Origin of the sequence: Kitasatospora humi, assembly GCF_020907985.1 — a bacterium.
Classification (GTDB): Bacteria; Actinomycetota; Actinomycetes; order Streptomycetales; family Streptomycetaceae; genus Kitasatospora; species Kitasatospora humi.
The window spans coordinates 1-18,549 of record NZ_JAJJPA010000087.1 but is presented as its reverse complement, the minus strand read 5'-3'; the positions used below and the strand labels follow the sequence as shown (position 1 = coordinate 18,549).

12 protein-coding genes are annotated in these 18,549 nt (G+C 72.5%); 9 read left to right on the top strand and 3 right to left on the bottom strand.

What is annotated here, in order from left to right; genetic code table 11:
* Positions 1-239 precede the first annotated feature (239 nt).
* Positions 240-2,153 carry a flavin monoamine oxidase family protein gene (locus tag LN042_RS35315; protein ID WP_230055559.1) on the top strand — a complete coding sequence of 638 codons (1,914 nt, stop codon included), beginning with the start codon at positions 240-242 and terminating at the stop codon, positions 2,151-2,153.
* Positions 2,146-3,978, top strand: a complete 1,833-nt coding sequence (locus LN042_RS35310; RefSeq protein WP_230055558.1) for a hydroxysqualene dehydroxylase — start codon at positions 2,146-2,148, stop codon at positions 3,976-3,978. The genes LN042_RS35315 and LN042_RS35310 overlap by 8 nt, the downstream gene beginning before the upstream one ends.
* Positions 3,979-3,991: 13 nt before the next feature.
* On the opposite strand, the gene glyA is transcribed toward LN042_RS35310, so the two are convergent.
* From glyA to LN042_RS35295, 3 genes are all read right to left on the bottom strand, one after another.
* The gene (glyA, locus tag LN042_RS35305) at positions 3,992-5,323 is read right to left on the bottom strand and encodes a serine hydroxymethyltransferase (RefSeq protein WP_230055557.1); all 1,332 of its coding nucleotides are present in this window, start codon (positions 5,321-5,323) and stop codon (positions 3,992-3,994) included.
* 60 nt (positions 5,324-5,383) lie between these two features.
* Positions 5,384-6,775 carry a glutamate-cysteine ligase family protein gene (locus LN042_RS35300; RefSeq protein ID WP_230055556.1) on the bottom strand — a complete coding sequence of 464 codons (1,392 nt, stop codon included), beginning with the start codon at positions 6,773-6,775 and terminating at the stop codon, positions 5,384-5,386.
* A 295-nt stretch (positions 6,776-7,070) separates the two neighbouring features.
* Positions 7,071-9,023 (bottom strand): putative Ig domain-containing protein, encoded by a 1,953-nt coding sequence (locus LN042_RS35295; protein ID WP_230055555.1) that lies wholly within the window; start codon positions 9,021-9,023, stop codon positions 7,071-7,073.
* Positions 9,024-9,382: 359 nt separating this feature from the next.
* On the opposite strand from LN042_RS35295, the gene LN042_RS35290 reads away from it, so the two are divergent.
* The 7 genes from LN042_RS35290 to LN042_RS35260 all read left to right on the top strand — a co-directional run bounded on the left by LN042_RS35290 (position 9,383) and on the right by LN042_RS35260 (position 18,293).
* Complete coding sequence (locus tag LN042_RS35290) at positions 9,383-10,024, top strand: LysE family translocator (RefSeq protein WP_230055554.1); 642 nt, start codon at positions 9,383-9,385, stop codon at positions 10,022-10,024.
* A 397-nt stretch (positions 10,025-10,421) separates the two neighbouring features.
* Positions 10,422-12,083 (top strand): ABC transporter permease, encoded by a 1,662-nt coding sequence (locus LN042_RS35285; protein WP_230055553.1) that lies wholly within the window; start codon positions 10,422-10,424, stop codon positions 12,081-12,083.
* A complete protein-coding gene (locus LN042_RS35280; protein WP_230055552.1) occupies positions 12,083-13,129 on the top strand; it encodes an ABC transporter ATP-binding protein in 1,047 nt (348 codons plus the stop codon). Before LN042_RS35285 ends, LN042_RS35280 begins: the two co-directional genes overlap by 1 nt.
* Before the next feature lie 234 nt (positions 13,130-13,363).
* Positions 13,364-14,161 carry a glycerophosphodiester phosphodiesterase family protein gene (locus tag LN042_RS35275; RefSeq protein ID WP_230055551.1) on the top strand — a complete coding sequence of 266 codons (798 nt, stop codon included), beginning with the start codon at positions 13,364-13,366 and terminating at the stop codon, positions 14,159-14,161.
* A gap of 2 nt (positions 14,162-14,163) precedes the next feature.
* Positions 14,164-15,552 (top strand): MFS transporter, encoded by a 1,389-nt coding sequence (locus LN042_RS35270; protein ID WP_372495879.1) that lies wholly within the window; start codon positions 14,164-14,166, stop codon positions 15,550-15,552.
* 173 nt (positions 15,553-15,725) lie between these two features.
* Positions 15,726-16,595, top strand: coding sequence for a fructosamine kinase family protein (locus tag LN042_RS35265; protein ID WP_230055550.1), 870 nt, complete (start codon positions 15,726-15,728; stop codon positions 16,593-16,595).
* Positions 16,596-17,213: 618 nt separating this feature from the next.
* Entirely contained in the window at positions 17,214-18,293 is a 1,080-nt protein-coding gene (locus LN042_RS35260; protein ID WP_230055549.1) for a LacI family DNA-binding transcriptional regulator, read from the top strand.
* The last annotated feature ends 256 nt before the right edge of the window (positions 18,294-18,549 follow it).

Sequence of the window (18,549 nt, the reverse complement as noted above, 5' to 3'; positions counted from 1 at the left end):
CTAGGGTGGGCCCGCCAAGGTCCGGCGCCCGCTCACCGAGGCCGAGCAACTCGGCATCAAGGCCAACGCGGAGGGCTACCTGCGGCTGGCCGAGGCGCACGCCGGCATCGAGCCGCAGTAGCACGGTCATCGGGGACTCGATGGCATGTTCCCGTCAGATCCACTGGTTCGAGTGAGTTTGCCCCGGACACGATCCGGACCGGGCACCCCCGGGTGCGGACGGCGCCATCCTGTCGAGAGTGATCTCACGACGTGGATTTGTCACCGCATCGACTGCCGCCCTCGCCACCGCCGCCGCGGTACCCGCCGCGTCCGCCGACCCCGTCGAGTCCCCCGACACCGGCCCAGCGGCCGGTGCACCGGCCGCCGGCGCCGACCTGCGCCGCGCGGACAGCGGTCAGCGGCGTGCGGCAGCGGAGTTGATGGCCCATCGGATCCTGTTGGCGGACGACCAGCAGAACGACCTGACGCTGCGCTACCTGAAGTTGCTGACCGGTCAGGAGAAGGTGCGCGGCGGTTCGGCCCGTGACGTGCTGGTGGTCGGCGCGGGCGTGGCGGGCATGGTGTGCGCCCGGCTGCTGCTGGCGGCCGGCCACCGGGTGCGGGTGCTGGAGGCCAACCGCAGCAGGATCGGCGGCCGGGTCAAGACCTTCCGCGGCGACGTCTTCCAGGACGGCCGCAACCATGCCGAGGCCGGTGCCATGCGCATCCCCTCCAGCCACGTGCTGACCCTGACGCTCGGCGACACCCTCGGCGTCCCGCGCCGGCCGTTCCACCTGGTCGACGTGGCCCCGGATCCCGACCGGGTCTCCGGCGACAGCAAGGTGACCTACACCTCCTGGACCGGTGAAACCTTCAGCACCGGCAGCAAGCCGCCCTACGCCGCGCCGTCCGGGCTGGGCACCCGCCTGATCAACGTCAACGGCCAGGTGGTCAGCAAGGCCGACTACGCGAAGAACCCCGGACCGATCAACAAGACCTTCGGCTGGGACAGCACCCAGACCACCAGTGCGGCCTTCGACGAGGCCCTGGCGCACGCCCGCTCCTACACCCAGATCCGCAAGCAGGACGGCTCCTGGGCCGACAAGCCGATCGGTGACCGGCTCACCGGCATGGCCCAACTGCTGTACGACCTCGACAACTACTCGCTGCTGCAGTACCTGGTCGACGTCGCCGGCTGGGACACCCCGCAGGTCCAGGCGGTCGGCACCCTGGAGAACCTCACCAGCCGGCTCTCCTACGGCTTCCTGCACTCGGTCTTCGACGCCACCGACATCAACCCGAGCGTCACCTACTTCGAGTTCAGCGACGGCACCGACGCGCTGACCACCGCGCTGGCCAAGGGACTTCCGATCGAGCAGGACCGCGCCGTGGTCCGGGTCGAGAGCAGCGGCGGCAAGGTCACGGTGATCACCGAGCCCGAGACCGGACCCGAGGACGAGGCCTACGACGGCGAGATCGGCGGCCCCCGGTTCCGTTACGAGGCCGACGCGGTGGTGTTCGCCATGCCGTACGCCGCGCTGCGGCACGTCCAGTTCGCGCCGCTGCTGCCCTACGGCAAGCGCCGCGCGATCAACGAACTCACCCACGACACCGCCCACAAGGTGCTGATCGAGTTCACCGAGCGCTGGTGGGAATGGGACGAGGCCACCTGGCGTGACAAGCTCGGCAGCGACTACCGAGCCGCGCCGCACGGCCCGGCCGTGCCCGCCGTCGGCGGCGGCTGCATCTCCGACGAGGCCGACCGGTTCGTCTACTTCCCCTCCCACCCGAGCCCCGACGGCGCCCCCGGCGGGGTCGTGCTGGCCGCCTACAACTGGGCCTCGGACGCCCTGCGTTACGACTCGCTGACCCCTCAGGACCGGCACCGCGAGGCGCTGGACCAGCTGGTGGGCCTCTACGGCGAGCGGATCCGCCGGTACGCCACCGACCGGGTGGTCTCGCAGTCCTGGCTGCGCAACCGCTGGGCGCTGGGCGAGGCCGTCGTCGAGACGCCGGGCCAACTCCTGTCGCTGGGGCCGCACGTGGCCGAACCGGTGGGCAACACGCTCTACTTCGCCGGTGACCACTGCCAACCCCGCTACCACGCCTGGATCGCCGGAGCCATCGCCTCCGGCTGCGAGGCGGCCCTCCAGGTGGCCGACGGTGCCTGACGGTCCGACAGGAACGGGTTCCGCCGGGACGTCCGGCGGGACCCGCCGCCAGTTCCTCTCCCGGGCCGCCGTGCTGGGCGGCGCACTGGCCCTCGGCACCGCTGCCCCCGCGGCCGCCACCGGAACCGGCGGGACCCGGACGGCCCAGGGCGGCAAGCGGGTCGCCGTCCTCGGCGGCGGGGTCTCCGGGCTGACCGCGGCCCACGAGCTGGCCGAACGCGGCTACCGGGTGACCGTCTACGAGTACTACACGGCGCTCGGCGGCAAGGCCCGCAGCATGGACGTGCCCGGCACCGCCGCCGGCGGCCGCAGACCGCTGCCCGGTGAGCACGGCTTCCGGTTCTTCCCCGGCTTCTACCGCAACCTGCCGGACACCCTGCGCCGCATCCCGGTCGCCGGCAACCCCGGTGGCGTGCACGACAACCTGCGCGACGCCACCGAGGAGCTGCTCGCCCACACCGTGCCGCGCCCCGGCGTGCTGCTGCCGTTCCGGATCCTCACCACGCCACCCGGTCCCGGCGACCTCACCCCGGACTCGCTGCGCCGGATCCTGAACGGTCTGCTGGACGAGGTGCTGCACCTGCCCGCCGACGAGATCGCCTACTTCGCCGACCGGGTGCTGGTCCACCTGACCAGCTGCGACCTGCGCCGCGAGCAGCAGTGGGAGCGGGTGCCGTGGTGGGACTTCATCCGGGCCGACCGGATGTCGCACGACTACCAGCGGTTCCTGGGCGTCGGGTTGACCAGGGCCCTGGTGGCGACCAAGGCGGAGCAGGCCAGCACCCGGACCGTGGCCCGCACCATCGTCGAGGCCTTCCTGCTGAACGGGCTGCTCGGCCGCGGCGTCGACGGCCAGCCCGACCGGGTGCTCAACGCGCCCACCAGCGAAGCCTGGATCGATCCCTGGGTCGCCCACCTGACCGGGCTGGGCGTCACCTTCCGGACGGCGACCGAGGTGCGGGAGGTGAGCTACGGCGACGGCCGGATCACCGGGGTGCGAGTCGCCCCGGCCGGCGGCGGCGCGCCAGAAACGGTCACCGCCGACTACTACGTCTCCGCGCTGCCGGTGGAGCACGCCCGGCCCACCTGGGGTCCGCGGTTGCGCGCCGCCGATCCCCGACTCGCCCGCTGCGACGCGATCCGCACCGACTGGATGACCGGCGTGCAGTACTACCTGCGCAGCCCGGTCCCGCTGGTGCACGGCCACGGCGTGGCGCTGGACTCCCCGTGGGCGCTGACCACCGTCAACCAGGCGCAGTTCTGGGACCGCGACTTCGCCGCCGACTACGGCGACGGCACGGTCAGCGACTGCCTCTCGGTCTGCGTCTCCGAGTGGAACGAGCCGGGGATCCTGTTCGGGAAGACCGCCAAGGAGTGCACCCGGGACCAGGTGCGCCAGGAGGTCTGGGCCCAGCTGAAGCAGGCGTACGACGTGCCGGGGCAGGCCCGGCTGGACGACGCCGACGTCAGGGCGTGGTTCATGGACCCGGCGGTGCGGGGCATCGGCGGGCCCGATCCCAGCAACCGCGAGCAGCTGCTGATCCATCCCGCCGGCACCCTCTACAACCGGCCCTCGGCGGCCACCGCCGTGCCCAACTTCTTCCTGGCCGGTGACTACGTCCGCACCGATGTCGACCTGGCGACCATGGAGGGCGCCAACGAGTCGGCTCGCCGGGCCGTCAACGCCCTGCTGGACGCCGATGGTTCGACCGCCGGTCGGTGCCCGGTCCACCTGCTCTACCGGCCGCCCGAGTTGGAGCCGCTCAAGCTGGTCGACGAGGCCCGCTACCGGCTGGGACTGCCGAACACCTTCGACCTGGGCTGAAGCCGACGCTGCATCAGCTGGGCGCCACCTGTCGGACCGTGCCGATCAGGGAACCGGCGTGCTCGGTGAGGCGCGGCCAGCTCGGGCACTGCTCGGGCGCACTGCCCTTGGCCAGGCAGGTGACCAACTCTGCCATGTCGGCGGCGAGTTCACTGACCTCGCGGTCGCCGATGGGCAGGAAGGCCAGATGGTTGGTGCCGATCCGCAGGCCGCTGGTCTCCTGGGCCGACCGCGGGTCATTGGGGATCAGGTTCTTGTTGGCGAGGATGCCGACCCGTTCCAGGGCCTCGCTGACCGTGTGGCCGGTCGCCGCGCCACCGCTCAGGTCGACCAGCAGCATGTGGGTGTCGGTGCCGCCGCCGACCAGCCGCACCCCGCGGTCCAGGAAGGCGTCGGCGAACAGCTTGGCGAACCGCAGCACCCGGTCCATCGCGGCGCCGAACTCGGGCCGCTGCGCTGCGCCCAGGGCGACGGCCTTGGCCGCGATCATGCCGAAGTCGGGGGTGCCCTGGAACCCGGGGAAGACGAACTTGTCGAGCTTCGCGGCCGACAGGCGCGAGCCCGGTGCCCGCAGGATCAGCCCGCCGTGCGGCCCGCGCAACTGCTTGTAGGTGGAGGTGGTGACGATGTCGCAGTGCGGGAACGGTGACGGATGGCGGCCGGCCGCCACCAGGCCGCTGATGTGGCTGACGTCGCCCAGCACCAGGGCGTCGACCTCGTCGGCGATGGCGCGCAGCGCGGCGAAGTCGATGGCGCGGGGGTAGGCCGAGCCGCCGCAGATCAGCACCTTGGGCCGCAGCGCCAGCGCCTGCTCCCTGACCCGGTCCAGATCGAGCGTGCCGTCCGGCCCGAGCTGGTAGTAGTCGGCCGTCAGGTGCTTGGAGGAGCTCGCCGGGCGGGAGGCGTGCGACAGGTGCCCGCCGTGCGACAGCTCCATGGACAGCACCGCGTCGCCGGGGCGCAGTATGCCGAAGAGCAGCGCCAGGTTGGCCATGGAGGCCGACAGCGGCTGAACGTTCGCATGGTCGGCGCCGTAGAGCGCGCAGGCCCGCTCCACCGCGAGTCGTTCGACCTCGTCGACCACCTCGGTGCCCGGGTGGTAGCGGCGCCCGGGGTAGCCCTCGGCGGTGAGGGCGCTCAGCCCCAGCGCCTGGGTGACCAGCACCTCGGGCGAGGTGGGGCTGGAGGCGGCCACCAGGTTGAGGTGGCTGCGCTGCCGGGCGAGTTCGCGCTCGGCGAGCTTCAGGATGGCGGGGTCCGAGGCGGCCAGCGCATCGAGGGCGGTGTGGGTGACCCGGTCCATCAGGTCGGCGGGCCCGGGCGTCCGGGGGGCGCTCTGGTTCATCGGTGGCTCCCTCAGCGGCAGATGACGATGGGTCGGTGACGCGGTTCGGCGTGCTCGGCTTCAGGGTGCTCGGCCGAAGTCGGCGAGCAGCTGCCGCAGGCCGCCGGCCCGGAACGCGGTGATCATCCGGTCGGCCGGGGTCTCGCGTTGCTCCAACCGCGCGAACAGCGGTGCGAGGTAGGCGTCTTCGCCGGCGCCGCGGGATCGCAGGCCGCGGGCCGCGACCTCCAGCAGGGCACGGATCGCCGAGATCGACCGGTCGTCCTCGGCCGCCAGCCCGTGGATGCTGGCGCGCAGCCACAGCTCGCGCCACTGCGGCCAGGCCCATTCCTTCAGCAGCGCCTCCGCGTCGTCCAGCCGCTCCACGATGCCCAGCGTCAGTGCGGCCGCCACGCCCTCCTCGCCCTGCGGCGCCACACCGCAGGAGCGGTTCTCCACGTAGCAGTTGACGGCGTGCTCCTCGAACCAGTCGCCGAGCCGGCCGCGGTCGATCGCCCGCCGTACCCCGTCGAGATCGGCACGGGAGTCGAAGGAGTAGTGCAACTTCGCGGCCGGCCAGCCGTACTGGTGGATCCGGTCGAGCACCTCCCGGTCGGGGGCGGCGAGCATCGGCGTGCCGTCGATCCGGCGGGCCGGCACCGGGTCGCGGGCCAGCAGGAAGTCCTTGAAGGAGCGGCCGCCCAGCACCTCGCAGCCGCCGCTCTTCAAATTGGTGAGGAACCAGACCCGCGAGGCCCAGTGGTGGTCCAGATAGGCACCCATGTCGGCGAACGGCTGGGCGGGCATGCTGTTGGAGGTGTACGCGGCCTCGGCGGGCGGCACCCGGGTGGAGCGCTCGTGCCACACCCAGTTGCGCATCTCCTTCCACTCCTGCTCCCGGCCGCGGGCCACCGGGGAGCAGGCGGTCAGCGCGGTGAAGACGCCGGCGAACCCGCTGAGCACGTTGACGGCGCGCGCCGCCTCGTCGGGCGTGACGTCCACCGACGCCTGGTGCGAGGCGAGCGGCACCATCCAGTGGTGCAGGTGCCAGCGGCGGACCAGCAGCAGGTACCAGTCCTTCTGCGACTTGCGTGCCGGATCGGCCCAGGTGCGGGGCTGGATCCCGGCGCACAGCACGGTGCACCCCATCGGCTCCAGCAGCTCCTGCAGGGTGCGCAGCACCTCATGGGCCGCGTCGACCGCCAGGCCGACCGTGCGCTGGGGCGCCAGCGAAAGCTCGACCGTGCAGACGCCGGTGTCCGTGTTCAGGCGCTCGTCGAAGCCGTCCCTGGCCCGCCGCACCCCCGTGACCGCGCCGGTGATGCTCTCCTGGACCAGGCGCCAGGACGGGTCGCGCCGGACCAGGGCGTGCCACAGCCGCTGCGCCCCGGCGCGGTCCAGGCCCCGGCCGGTGCCCAGCTCGACCACCGGGAACTCCAGTTCGAGCCCGACCCGGCGCAGTTGTGCGACCACCGGCACACCCTTCCTTCGCGGACGACCCACCGGAGCGCACTGGTGCGTGGCCCCTGTGGCATCAGACCACAGCGGGTTACGGCGTGCCCGTCGAGGAAGCGCGATCAGGTGAGGGAGGCGGGTGCCGCGCCGAGCACCCGGGCGACCGGCAGCACCGACTGGACGAGCGCGGACAGCGGCGCCGGGCGCGAGGCCGGGGCCCCGGGCGCCACGACCGGCCGGGGGCGAAAAGGCCACCGCACCGGGGCGGGCTCAGGGGCCCACCCCGGTGCGGTGGCGTTCAGGGGGTCCGGTCTCAGCCGACGTTCAGAGCGGCGTCGTCGATGACGAAGCTGGTCTGGTTGCTGGAGTCCTCGGTGCCGGTGAACTGCAGGGTGACGGTCTGGCCGGCGTAGGCGGACAGGTCGACGCTCTGCTGGGTGTAGCCGTTGGCGGCGTTCACGTTCGACCAGGTCTTCAGCTGGGTGCCGTTGGCGGTCAGCTTCAGGGTGTCGTACGCGGTGGTGCCGGTCTCGGCGGTGTCGATGTGCAGCCAGAAGGTGAAGCTGCCCTTGCAGTTGGCCGGGATGGTGACCTTCTGCGACAGGGTGTCGGTGTGGGTGCTGCCGTAGCCGTCCAGCCAGGCGAAGTAGCTGCCGCTGTGAGCGGACTCACCGGTGCTGTTGGTGATGACACCGGAGGAGGCGGTCCACGGCGAGGTGCCGTTCTCGAAGCCGCCGTTGCCGATCAGCTGGCCCGGGGTGGTGCAGCCGCTGCCGGCGGTGGCCACGGTGAAGGTGAAGGTGGCGGTGCCGGTGGCGCCGGTGCCGTCCGTCGCGGTGACCGTGACGGTGCTGCTGCCCGCGGCGGTCGGGGTGCCGGAGATCAGGCCCGAGGAGCTGATCGACAGGCCGGCCGGCAGGCCGGTGGCCGAGTAGGTCAGGGTCTGGCCCGAAGCCGAGTCAGAGGCGTTGACCTGCAGCGAGACGGCGGTGCCGACGGTGCCGTTCTGGTTGCCCGGGCTGGTCACGGTCACGGTGTTGCCACCGGTGCCGCCGCCGTGGGTCAGGATCGCGTGGGTGATCGCGCAGGAGTTGGTGTCGTTCGACCAGCTGGCCTGCTCGGCGAAGGTGCCGAAGGAGCCGAACGAGACGTTGGCCGCGCCACCGGCGGTGCCGGGCTTCAGCCACGCGCACTCGTCGGAGTTCTCCTGGCCGTTGTAGGTGGCGTCACCGGTGTGGTTGGTCCAGCCGCCCGCCGGGTTCTGGTCCGACATCATCTCGTGCCACTCGTGGCCGAGGGTCATGGTGTAGCCGTCGAGGGTGCCGGGCGAGTTGACGAAGCCGACGCCGCAGTTCTGGCCCTGGTCGATGTTGTACGGCTGGTTCGAGAAGGCGATGTCGCCGTAGGGCGAGGACGCCGCGCCACCGGTCAGGGTGGTGTCGCCGTTCCAGTCGTGCCAGGCGCAGTAACCCGTGGTCGGGTTCTCGTAGTCGTCCGGGTTGGTGCCGTGGGGCGACAGGACGATGTAGTACGCGTCGCGGTTGGCGGCGGCGGTGGTGTTGCCGAAGTGGCCGGCGGCCTTGATGGCCTCCTGGGCCAGCTGGTTGCCGGTCGCCTGGGCCGGGGAAGCGGCCGCGTTGTCGTACCAGACGCCGGAGAGGACACCGCCGGCCTGGTACGGGATGAAGTTGGCGTTCGAGGGGCAGCTGGTGGCGCCGGAGGCCACGTTCGGGCCGTCGCACCACTGGGTGAGGTCGGCCGACCAGGTCTCGCCGTTGGTGCCGATGCCCTTGAACATCTGCTGGGTGGCGCCGGCCGCGCCGGCCGAGTCACCGGAGAACTTGGCGTTGCCGTTGGCGTCCGTGGTCTGGGTGCCCCACTGGGTGCCGTAGAAGACCAGGTAGACCTTGGAGTGGCCGCTCTGCACGCCGATGCCGTCGACACCGCCGCCGTACGAGAGGGTCTCCGCGCCGGTCGCGGCAGCCTGCGCCTGGTGGGCGAGGGTGTCCCGCCGCTTGGCCTCGTACTGCTGGATGCCCGGCATGGTGCTGCGCGACAGCGTCGAGCTGTACGGGTTGAACTCGTTGTTGATGCCGGAGCCGGCGACGGCCGCGGCGTGGTGGTGGGCCTGGCCCGAGACGGTCGGAGCGGCGGCCGTGGACGCCTGCGCCGGAGCCGCCATGCTGAGGCCGGCAGCCGCAAGCGCCAGGGACGCTATGCCGGTCAGCGCCGCTTGCTTGCGGCGCGAAGTGGGGGAGTGACCCATGTGAGGGTGCCTCTCTCGTACCGACCACCCGCGCTTTTGGGGACACGGGTGAGTCTTTGTGGGGAAAGGGGCCTGCGGCAATTCCTACGAACGCGTCGAGGTGTACGAGGACGCACGGAATTGACCGTCCGTCACCCTGGCCGCCTGCTTGGTGCTGTAGCAAAGCAGAGTTGATTAACGATGGTCAACATCTTATGGACAGGAAATTCTCAGGAACGGGTTATCGCAGGTCAACGGCTGGCCGGTGGCCAACTGCGCCCGCGTGGCCATTCACTGATTAGCGGTCGGAAGACTGTTCCGTGTTCGGTGTTGCGGCTCTGGATACGGTTTTGTGAGAACCCTTGGATAGGATCGGGGCCATGGCTATCAGTACCGCAGTGGGGTCATTTGCCCTTTTCGTCGCGGTCCTCACCGTCACGCCCGGTGTCGACACCGCCCTCATCCTGCGCACCGCCGTCACCGGTCGCCGTGCCCGGGCCTGGGGCGTCGTCCTGGGCATCCAGACCGGTGTCCTGACCTGGGGCGCCCTCACCTCTGCCGGTGTCACCGCGCTGCTGACGGCTTCTCAGCTCGCGTACCAGGTCCTGCGCTGGGCCGGCGCGCTGTACCTGGTGTGGCTGGGCCTGCGGATGATCCGCGACGCTCGTCGCGGCAAGGACGAGCCGGCGGCGGACGAACCGCTCCTCCCGACCGACGGGGACTCGCTGCTCGCGGGCTGGCGGCAGGGAGTCCTCACCAACCTGCTCAATCCGAAGGTGGGCGCCTTCTATGTCGCCCTGCTGCCGCAGTTCATGCCCCGGGGGGTCAACCACCTGGCCATGGGCCTGCTGCTCGCCTCGGTCCACGTGCTGCTGGGGCTGGTCTGGTCGACGGTGCTGATCGGCGGCGCCCGGGCGCTGCGCGGCTGGCTCGGCAAGCCGCAGGCGCGCCGGCTGCTGGACCGGATCACCGGCACCGTCGTGGTGGCCTTCGGGATCCGGCTGGCCTTCTTCAGTGACTGACCGGCCGTGGCACGACCAAGCGACTCTTGAGCATGTCCAGACGAATGATTAGGCTACGTGTGATTTCGTTGGCCTCTGGGGCGCCAGGGCTCAACCCCGCACACTGCTCGACATTTTCAGAACCGACGTGAGCTCACGGGCCCGCCGGGCCCGCCGGGCCCGTCACGGCATGAGCCGGCACGGCCCTGAGCCGTTGAGGACCCCCCACTCTTCAACGACTGAGGGCCGTGTCTTCTTTTCGCCGCCCGTCACCGCCCGCGGGTACCGGCGCGACTCCCACTGCAAGTAAGGTAAGGCTTTGCTTGTCGAGCTGCGGTTCGGGTGACGCCCCACAAGGACACCTCAAGGCAGCCCGATTCATGATGATCGGCTTTCATGATCGGCGATGGAGGTCCCGGTGTCCGCTGAAGTGCAGCAGCGAGCGGGGGCGGTGATACCGGCACCCGACCGGCGCGCCGCGCTGCCCGCATGGTTGCGGTGGCGCGGCGCCGGTCCGCTGCTGCCCCTGCTGGCTGTCGCGGTGGTGCTGGTGGTGGCCTCGCCGCTGGTGTTCCTGGGGCTCAAGGCCGGGGAGTCCGGCTGGGCCGAGGTCGGGCGGCTGCTCGCCCGCCCACTGGTCGCCACCCTGCTGCAGCACACCGTCTCCCTGGTCGCGGCCGTCACGGTGGGCACCGCGGTGCTCGGCTTCACCGCGGCCTGGCTGGTCGAGCGCACCGACCTGCCGCTGCGCCGCACGTGGACGGTGCTGCTGACGATGCCGCTCGCCGTGCCGGAGTTCGTGCGCGGCTACTCGTGGGTGTCGCTCTTCTCCGAGGTGCGCGGCTACTGGGGCGCGGTGCTGGTGATGACCTCCTCGCTCTACCCGCTGGTCTTCCTGCCGGTGGCGGCCGCCCTGCGCGGCGGCGACCCGGCCGCCGAGGAGGTCTCCCGCAGCCTCGGCCGCGGCCGCCTCGCCACGCTGTGGCGGGTCACCCTGCCGCTCACCCGACCGGCGCTGGCCGGTGGCGCGCTGCTGGTCTCGCTCTACCTGCTCGGCGAGTACGGCGCGTTCGCGATGATGCGCTACACGACCTTCGCCACCGCGATCTTCACCGAGTACCGGCTCGGGTTCGACGCGGCGTCCGCCGCGATGCTGACCCTGGTGCTGGTCGGGCTCGCGCTGCTGCTGGTCGGCTTGGAGGCCTGGACCGGGCGGCGCGGCCGAGTGGTGCGCGGCGGCGCGACCGGGCGCCGCGGGGTGCCGCTGCCGCTCGGCCACTGGCGCTGGCCGGCCCTCGGCTGGCTGGCCGCGATCGTCGGTACCGCCGTCGGGGTGCCGGTCTACGCACTCGGCTACTGGCTGGTCAAGGGCTCCTCGACCACGCTGCCGTCCGCCTCGATCGTGGACTCGACGCTGACCACGCTCGGCTACGCGCTGGCCACCGGCGCCGTCACGACCGTCTGCGCGGTGCCGGTCGCCCTCTACTCCTGGCGGCGCGGCACCCGGCTGTCCCGCCTGCTGGAGCGCACCGCCTTCCTGACCCGGGCGCTGCCGGGCATCGCGGTCGCCCTCGCCGTGGTCTTCTTCGCCATCCGCTACGCGCAGCCGCTCTACCAGCAGCCCGCGATGATGGTCACCGGCTACGTGGTGCTGTTCTTCCCGCTGGCGCTGACCGCCGTGCGCGCCGCGCTCGCCCAAGTGCCGCCCGGCGTCGAGGAGGTGGCCCGGTCGCTGGGCCGGCGCCCGGCCGAGGTGCTCTGCCGGGTCACGCTGCCGCTGATCCTGCCCGGCCTCGGGGCGGCCTTCGCCATGGTCGCGCTCACCGCCAGCACCGAACTGACCGCCACCCTGCTGCTGCGCCCGACCGGCACCCAGACCCTGGCCACCCAGTTCTGGGTCTACACCAGCGGCCTGGCCTACGGCGCCGCCGCCCCCTACGCGGCCGTGATGACCGCGCTCTCCGTACCGCCGGTGCTGCTGCTCACCCGCCGCACCCTCGCCGGCAAGCGCACCGCGCCCGGAGCGGCTCCCGCCGCGCCCGGCGCCACCTCCGCCACGCCCGCCACGAAGGAGTCATGATGAGCGGTCTGACGATCACCGGTCTGCACGCCGACCACGGTGGCGCCCAGGTGCTGGCCGGGCTGGACCTGACGGTGGCGGACGGCGCGCTCGCCTGCGTGCTGGGTCCGTCGGGCTGCGGCAAGAGCACCCTGCTGAGGGTGATCGCCGGCTTCCACCGGCCCAGCACCGGCCGAGTGGCGCTGCGCGGCCGGACGCTGGCCGACGACCGCACCTGGACACCCGCCGAGCAGCGCCGGATCGGCTACATGCCGCAGGACGGCGCGCTCTTCCCGCACCTGACCGTGGCGGGCAACATCGGCTTCGGGCTGCCCCGGGCCGGACGCCGCGACCGGGTCGAGGAACTGCTGGACCTGGTCGGTCTGCCCGGCCTCGGCAAGCGCCACCCGCACCAGCTCTCCGGCGGCCAGCAGCAGCGCGTCGCCCTGGCCCGCGCCCTCGCCCCGGCCCCGGAGCTGCTGCTGCTGGACGAGCCGTTCGCCGCCCTGGACGCGGTGCTCCGCGCCGACCTGCGCGCCGAGGTCGCGGCCACCCTGCGCGCGGCCGGTACCACCGCGGTCCTGGTGACCCACGACCAGGACGAGGCGCTCTCCTTCGCCGATGTCATCGCCGTGGTGCGCGGCGGCCGGATCGCCCAGGCCGGCACCCCGGACGAGCTGTACCACCGGCCGGCCGACGCCGAGGTGGCCCGCACCCTGGGCGAGGCGAACATCGTGGCCGCCGAGCTCGACGGCGAGAGCGCGGCCACGGCGCTCGGCCGGCTGCCGCTGAGCGCCGCCCGGGCGGGGACCGGCCAGGTGCTGCTGCGGCCCCGCCAGCTCTGCCTCGACGAGCAGGGGGCGGTGCGCGCCCGGGTGCTGCGCAGCCACTTCCGGGGCCACGACCACCGGGTGGAGCTGGCCCCGGACCCCGACCACGGCCTGCCGGAGCGCCTGATCGCCTACACCGACACCGCCCCGCCCGAGCCCGGCAGCACGGTCCGCCTCGCCGCCACCGGGCTCACCCATCCGATGGGTGGGCTCCAGGAACGCGTTCCGGCGGCCTGAGGATCCTGGACGGCGGCCGGGCCGACACCCGGCCGCCGTCGTCCGCCGCGTCCGCTCGCCGCCGTCGTTCGCCGCGTCCGTTCGCCGCCGTCGTCCGTCGCGTCCGCTCGCCGCTGTCGTTTACCGATGAGTAACCCCTGTGTTCCGGGCCGGTCGCCCTTCTGGCACCATGACCTCCACACAAGCTGCGATGATCACGCGCGCCCCCACGGGCAGGCCTCCGGAGAAACGCCGATGCACCCCTTCCTCGACCATCCAGGCCCACTCGCCTTCGCCCACCGCGGCGGCGCCCTCGGCGCGCCGGAGAACTCGCTCGCCGCCTTCGAGCAGGCCGTCGCCCTCGGCTACCGGTACCTGGAGACGGATGTGCACGCCACCGCCGACGGTGTGCTGCTCGCCTTCCACGACCACCGCCTCGACCGGGTCACCGACCGCAGCGGCGCGATCGCCGAACTGCCCTGGAGCACCGTCCGCGAGGCGCGCATCGGCGGCACCGAGCCGATCCCGCTCCTGGAGGAGCTGCTGGACGCGTTCCCCGGGGCGCGCTTCAACATCGACGTCAAGGCGGCGCCCGCCGTCCTGCCGCTGGTCGAGGCGATCCGCCGGACCGACTCCTGGGACCGCGTCTGCGTCGGCGGCTTCTCCGACAGCCGCCTCGCCGCCGTCCGCGCCGCCGCGGGCCCGCGGCTGGCCACCTCGCTCGGGCCGCGCGAGGTGCTGCGCCTGCGACTGCGCTCGCTCGCCGGCCCGCTCCTGCCCGGACGCCGCTCGCCCTGGCCGGGCATCTGCGCCCAAGTGCCCGAGAACCACCGGGGCGTGCGAGTGGTCGACCGCTCCTTCGTCCGCACCGCGCACCGGCTCGGCCTGCAGGTCCACGTCTGGACGGTGGACGACCCGGTACGGATCCGGGCTCTCCTCGACCTGGGCGTGGATGGCATCATGGCGGACCGCATCGACGTCCTGCACGACGTCCTTGCCGACCGCGGCCAGTGGACCGGCGGCGACCGCGCAACGACCACCGGAGAACACTGACCATGATCACCGCTTCCGACCCGGTCGACCAGTCGACCGCCGCCACTGCCGACGCCCGCGCACTGAACCGGATGCGGTTCGGCTGGTACATCAACGACTGGGCCAACGCCGCGTTCTCGGCCACCGTCCTCACGGTCTTCATCGGCCCGTACCTGACCACGGTGGCCAAGAACGCCGCGGACGCCCATGGCGACGTCCACCCGCTCGGGCTGTCCGTCCGGGCCGGCTCGTACTTCCCGTACACGGTCTCCTTCTCGGTGCTGGTCTCGGTCGCCGTCATGCTGCTGACCGGTACGGTCGCCGACCGCACCGGGCGGCACAAGGAGCTGATGTGCGGCTTCGCCTACGTCGGCGCGCTGGCCACCATGGGGATGTTCTTCCTCGACGGCGACCGGTACCTGCTCGGCGGTGCGCTGCTGGTGATCGCCAACATCGCCTACGCGGTGTCGGTGGCGCTGTCGTACGCCTTCCTGCCGGGCCTCGCCGGCGCCGACGAGCGTGACGCGGTCTCCTCCAAGGGGTGGGCGGTCGGTTACGCGGGCGGCGGGCTGCTGCTGATCGCGAACCTGGCGCTCTTCCAGGAGCACGACGCACTCGGACTCTCCTCCGGCACGGCGGTGCGGATCTGCCTGGCCTCGGCCGGGCTCTGGTGGGCGCTGTTCACCCTGGTGCCGCTGTTCCGGCTGCCGTCCCGCGCCGGGGCGGCCCCGGCCGCCGCGCACCGGTCCGCCGAGCCCGGTGAGCCCGCCGCCGGCAGCCTGCGCGAACTCGCCCGCACCCTGCGCGGCATGCGCCAGTACCCGCTCACCCTGCTCTTCCTGGCGGCCTTCCTCTGCTACAACGACGGCATCCAGACGGTCGTCTCCCAAGCCTCGCTCTTCGGCAGCGAGGAACTCGGCATGGGACAGACCGCGCTGGTCGGCGCCGTGCTGCTGGTGCAGATCGTGGCGATCGGTGGCGCGCTGCTGCTCGGGCGGATCGCCCGCCGCTACGGCGCCAAGCGGACCGTGCTGGGCTCCCTGGTCGCCTGGGTGGCCACCTTGGCACTGGGTTACCTGATGCCCGCCCACCAACCGATCTGGTTCTTCGCGCTGGCCGCCATGATCGGCCTGGTGCTGGGCGGCAGCCAAGCGCTCTCCCGCTCGCTCTTCTCCCACCTCATCCCGGCCGGCCGGGAGGCGGAGTACTTCAGCGTCTACAAGATCAGCGACCGCGGCACCAGCTGGATGGGCCCGTTGGTCTTCGGGCTGGCCTACCAGACCACCGGCAGCTACCGGTCGGCCATCATCTCGCTGCTGATCTTCTTCGTCATCGGCTTCGCCGTCCTGGCCAGGGTGCCGGTCCGCCGCGCGATCGAGGCCGTCGGCAACCCCGTCCCGGAGCGCCTCTGACGACGGCACCGGTCCCCGGCCACCTGCGCGGCAGCGGCTGGAGAGGGGCGGGGGCCCGTTCGAGGCCGATCAGCTGAACGGCAGGGCCCGCGTCGACACTCCGCGGCGGCGCCAACCGTTGTTCGAGGAGATCCTCAGGCCCGACCTGGGACTCGGTCGGAGGGGAGCTGACCATGACCACGCCCGAGCGCGACGACTGGAGCCCGGACCTGCTGCCGGCGGGCCTGGCGGCGACCGCCGTGACCCGGCTGCCCGGTGGGGTGGCCAACAGCGCCTGGCTGGTGCAACTGGCCGGTGGCGGACGGGTGGTGGTGAAGGGCGGCCCGGCGTCGCCGCCCGGGCTCTTCCAGGTGGAGGCCGAGGGCCTGGCCACCCTGCGGGAGGTCGGCCGGCTGCGGACCCCGGAGGTGATCGCGGTGACCGACAGCTCACTGGTCCTGGAGGCACTCGAACCCGAACTGCCCGCCGACACCGACCGGTTCTGGGAGGAGGCCGGCCGCGCGGTCGCGGGCCTGCACGCCAACACCTCGCCGAGGTTCGGCTGGGAGCGGGACGGATGGCTGGGACGGCTGGTCCAGCGCAACGGCTGGGACACCGACGGCCACCGGTTCTTCGCCGAACACCGAATACTGCGCTACCTGCCCGAGCCCGGGGTCCGGCTCGCGCTGAACGCCGCCGACCGGGCCGCCCTGGAACGGCTGTGCGTCCGCCTTCCGTTGCTCGTCCCGCCCGGACCTGCCGTACTGACCCACGGCGATCTGTGGCGGACCAACGTGATCGCCGACCCGGCCGGTCGACCGGCCTTCATCGACCCGGCGGTCTGCTGGATGTGGGCGGAGGCCGAGTTGAGCATGACCTACTGCACCGGAGGGGTGCCCCGCCGCTTCTTCGACGCCTACCACGAGGTCCATCCTCCGGTCGACGGCTGGGAGGAGCGCACGGGCCTGCTGAACCTGCGCGAACTGCTCTGCGCGCTCGCCCACTTCGGGCCGACCGGCGACTACGCCGAGCAGGTCAGGGCCATCGTGAAACGGTTCGGCTGAAGCGGACCGTCCTGCCCGGCGGGACGTCCCGGGAGAGCGGCAGCACCGGGTTCTGGATCAGGAGTCTGAGGCCTGCACGCCGAGCGGTGCAGGCCTCGGGCCGGTTTCCGGTGCGGGCGGTCAGCCGAGGGTCAGGCTGAGGTCGTCGCAGGTGGAGGTGGCCGACGCCGACGGCAGGTGGGTCGGCCGGTTCGGCCGGTTCGACCGGGTCTGGGCCACGCCGAAGCGGAATGGTTCAGGCCGGATCTTCGGCGGCCGGCCCCCGGTTCCCGCCGTCGGGCGGGTCGGGACCGGCGCGCGATCGGTCGACGAATCGATCGATCGGACAACTGTGATCGAGTGCCATTGACGTGGTCATCTGATCGCACCTACCGTGAGCGCGGACCGCATTCGGGATCGTCTCCGGCGAGGTCCGGCCATTCCCTTGGTGCAAGTCGGCAGGTCATCACCGGCGACTCCGGCGATGACCCGGTGTCGGGCGTCTGCGGGCCGGGCTTGATCCACGCTGCGACCGGAAGAGTTGCCGACGGATACTTTGATCCACGTCTGATCGAATGGTAGAACTTGATCTGACCAGATCCACACGGTCCGGTGCCGGATGCCAGGGGAGGGGAGAACGTGGCCGTCTCAGCGGAGGTCCGGCGGGCGTGGCTCACCAACGCGGTGCGGGAGTCCGGCACGGTCCGCGTCATGGAGCTCGCCCGGCAACTCGGGATCCCAGCGGTCACCCTCCGCCGTGACATCGCCGCGCTCGCCCGCCAAGGGCTGCTGCGTCGATCGCACGGAGCCGTCTCCCTGGCGGAGGAGGCCGGGCCGACCGACTCCGACAGCCGGATGGGGGTCCCGCCGGCCGGAGGCAGGGGCAGGATGCTCGGGATGCTGGTGCCCACCATCGGCTCCTACTTCGACGAGGTGATCGCCGGTGCGCGCGCCGCGGCCGTGACCGCCGGCGCGCGCCTGGTGCTCGGCATCGCGGCGTACCAGGCCCGGGACGACCGCGTCCAGGTCGAACGGATGCTGGAGTCGGCCGTCGAGGGGCTGCTGCTGACGCCCAACTGGGGCCCGGAGGGCCGCGACGAGGACTTCGACTGGCTCGACGACCTCCCGGTGCCCGCCGTGCTGGTCGAGCGCCGGGCGGCACCCGGCGGCCCCGGTGCCACGCTGGACGCCGTCGGCACCGACCACCGTCACGGCGTCCTGCTCGCCCTGCGCCACCTCGCCTCGCTCGGCCACCGCTCGGTGGCCCTGTCCGCGCGCACCGACACCTCGACGTCGCACCAGGTGCGCGTCGGCTACGCGGAGGCCGTGCGGCTGCTCGGCCTGGAACCGCAGCCGCTGATCGAGCTGGACTCCTCCGGCCCGGGCGGCGTCAAGGCGCTGGCCGACCGGATCGCCGACGGCGCCGCCGCAGGCGTTCGGGCCGCGCTGGTCCACAACGACCACACCGCCATCCAGTTGCCGCCGCTGCTGCGCGCCCGCGGATTGACGGTCCCCGATGACCTCGCGCTGATCTCGTACGACGACGTCTACGCCGCCCTCGCCGCCCCCGCGCTGACGGCCGTCGCTCCGCCCAAGCGGGCGGTCGGCGCGGCCGCCGCGGACCTGCTGCTGCGGCGCCTGGACGGCGGCGCGGACCTGCCGGTCCGTCGGATCGAGCTGCTGCCCGGCCTCAAGATCCGGGGGTCATGCGGGGCTTGACCCCGCGGACGCGGCGTCGTGCTGCGCGCGGCATCCTGCTCGCCGGCCCGGCGGGCGGCCTCGGCGCCGGGGAGGAGGCCCTCGTCGAGCGCCGGCTCGTCGGCCGCCGGCTCGGCTGACCCCGGGCGTGCTCCCAAGCGCGGCTTGCTACTCCGCCGACCCGGACGTGCTCCTGTGCGCAGTGCCCCACTCCGCCGACCCGGACGTGCTCCTGTGCGCAGTGCCGCACTCCGCCGACCCGGACGTGCTCCTGTGC